We start from the raw sequence: 2,406 nt of genomic DNA, 5'->3' as shown, positions 1-2,406 counted from the left end.
GCTGAAGAGATCATTCCGCCTATCAATATCGATAATGGAAACACATAAGCATTTCTTAAAACTAATGTGGCAATAACCGAAGCAATGGCAAGGAATATAGAAACCTGAGAGGATAAAACCTTTTTACCAAGTTTCCATGCACCATAAGCTACAATACCCAGTGCAATTGGCTGGATATATTCTAAAATATCGTTAAATTTTTGTTTTTGATCCAGTAAAGCATAACTGATTGCAGCAAAGGTCATTATGGTTGCTGTAGGTAAAATCCAGATCAGGAAAGTAATAATGGCCAGTTTAAGTTTTCCAACTTTCCAGGCTATCCCAACCAGGGTTTGGGTGGATGCTGGCCCGGGGAGTACCTGTGCCAGTGCATTTAACTCTAAAAGTTCTTCCTCAGAGATAAACTTAGTGCTCTGAACAAAGTATTTAAGCAACAAAGCAAGGTGTGCTTGTGCGCCTCCAAAAGAAGTAAATGTAAAAAAGATTACGTTTCTAATAAATAACCACTGTTTTTTTGCAGCTATGGGTTTTGTTTGCATTAGCTCAAACTGAAAATTGATACCTTTTAACTGAACTAATCGTCTTCATAATCTAATCCGGCAGCGGTATTGTACGCGCCCTGTAATTCAGAAAAAGCGTGCATGTCTCTTTTGTTGCGTGCTACCTGCATTCCCTTCTGATAAATGGCTATAGCTTTCTCTTTTTGATCGTCTTTTTCAAGCAATTTCCCCAAATGGTAATAAGTGCCAACATAATCCGGGTGTTTATCGGTTAACTGAAGGTAAAAAGAATAAGCTTTTTCCTTATCATTTTGTGCGTTATACTCTGTGGCTAAGGCATATAGTATAAAAGGATCGTTAGGATCGCTTTCTAAAAATTCCAATAACTTACTTAAACGGGTTGATGACATTTTATTTCCTTGCTTTTTTAATTAAATTTGCAGAAAGACCTTATATAATAAACATATAACATATGAAATTATCATGAGCTAAAAATTTCGGCTTGCGATAGCTTCATAGCAATAAAAACCACTATTAACATATGAAAATATTAGTTTGTATCAGTAATGTGCCAGACACAACGACAAAAATAACTTTTACTAATGATAATACCGAATTCAATACGTCAGGAGTGCAATATATTGTTAATCCATACGATGAAATCGCTTTATCAAGGGCAATTGAGCTAACCGAAGGTGGTAAAGGAACGGTAACGGTTATTAATGTAGGCGAAGCAGGCAACGATCCAACCATTAGAAAAGCGCTTGCAATTGGTGCAGATGATGCGGTTAGGGTTAATGCGGCACCGAGAGATGCCTATTTTGTGGCTAAACAGATTGCGGAATATGCAAAAGATAAAGATTTCAATATTATTCTAACCGGTCGCGAGTCTATCGATTATAATGGTAATCAGGTTGCTGCTATGGTTGGTGAGTTTTTAGATATCCCTTCAGTATCTATTATCAAAAAATTAGATGTTGACGGTGATACAGCAACGATTGAAAGAGAAATTGAAGGTGGTAAAGAAGTTTTAACCGTTTCTGGTAAGTTTGTTGCAAGTTGTGCTGAAGGTGTGGCAGAACCGAAAATACCGAATATGCGTGGTATCATGAGTGCCAGAACAAAACCATTGGTTGTAGTAGATGCAGTTGCTATTGAAGAAGTAACCAAGGTTACGAAATATGAAACTCCTGCCCCGCGCGGAACGGTTAAGTTAATTCCTGCCGACCAAACAGAATCGTTAATCGGTTTACTTCACAGCGAAGCTAAAGTAATCTAAGTTTTCAGTCACAATAAATCAAATCGTTTACACCATCCTGTTAAGGATAAAGAAATAAATATATGTCAGTATTAGTATATGTAGAACAAGCTGAGGGGAAATTTAAGAAATCTGTATTTGAAGCCGTATCTTATGCCAAAGCCATTGCCGATCAACAATCAACTAATTTAACCGCAATTTCTATTGGCGATGTAGCCGACAGCGAATTAAAGGAATTAGGTAAATACGGTGCATCAAAAGTACTAAACGTAAGTGCCGATCAATTAAAAACCTTTGTAAATCAAGCCTATGCAAGTGTTATTGCTGCAGCTGCAGAAAAAGAAGGTGCCGACATTGTAGTTTTATCTAACTCTTTCTCTGGTAAAGGTTTAGCGCCACGTATTGCAGTAAAACTTAAAGCAGGTTTAGCTGATGGTGCAGTAGAATTACCGAGTACTGATGGTAAATTTTCGGTTAAGAAAACGGCTTTCTCTGGTAAAGCCTTCGCGATTACCGAATTAACATCGGCCAATAAAGTAATTGCTTTAAATCCAAATGCTTTTGGCGTTAAAGAAAATGCTACAGATGCGGCAATAGAGGCCTTTACTGCTGATGTTAAACAATCAGACTTAGGAACTGTTATTAAAG

At 37.3% G+C, this 2,406-nt stretch carries 4 protein-coding genes; 2 read left to right on the top strand and 2 right to left on the bottom strand.

The window, feature by feature from the left end; genetic code table 11:
* Both AC1DPQ_RS24825 and AC1DPQ_RS24820 read right to left on the bottom strand, forming a co-directional pair.
* The coding region (locus AC1DPQ_RS24825; protein WP_477611200.1) for a chromate transporter at nucleotides 1–539 on the bottom strand (539 nt) is incomplete at its 3' end.
* A gap of 35 nt (nucleotides 540–574) precedes the next feature.
* The gene (locus AC1DPQ_RS24820; protein ID WP_108198752.1) at nucleotides 575–910 is read right to left on the bottom strand and encodes a tetratricopeptide repeat protein; all 336 of its coding nucleotides are present in this window, start codon (nucleotides 908–910) and stop codon (nucleotides 575–577) included.
* Nucleotides 911–1,041: 131 nt separating this feature from the next.
* Here AC1DPQ_RS24820 and AC1DPQ_RS24815 point away from each other — a divergent pair, with 131 nt between their 5' ends.
* Complete coding sequence (locus AC1DPQ_RS24815; protein ID WP_477585935.1) at nucleotides 1,042–1,779, top strand: electron transfer flavoprotein subunit beta/FixA family protein; 738 nt, start codon at nucleotides 1,042–1,044, stop codon at nucleotides 1,777–1,779.
* A 62-nt stretch (nucleotides 1,780–1,841) separates the two neighbouring features.
* A partial coding sequence (locus AC1DPQ_RS24810; protein WP_477611199.1) for an electron transfer flavoprotein subunit alpha/FixB family protein occupies nucleotides 1,842–2,406 on the top strand: 565 nt, incomplete at its 3' end.

The organism is Pedobacter sp. 01T416_2 (genome assembly GCF_056398925.1).
Note: the sequence above shows the minus strand (reverse complement) of the source record. Positions and strands in the feature narration are given on the sequence as shown.

Coding starts and splice junctions, on each gene's coding strand:
- AC1DPQ_RS24820 (WP_108198752.1), bottom strand. CDS start 910: ATGTCATCAACCCGTTTAAGTAAGTTATTGGAATTTTTAGAAAGCGAT.
- AC1DPQ_RS24815 (WP_477585935.1), top strand. CDS start 1,042: ATGAAAATATTAGTTTGTATCAGTAATGTGCCAGACACAACGACAAAA.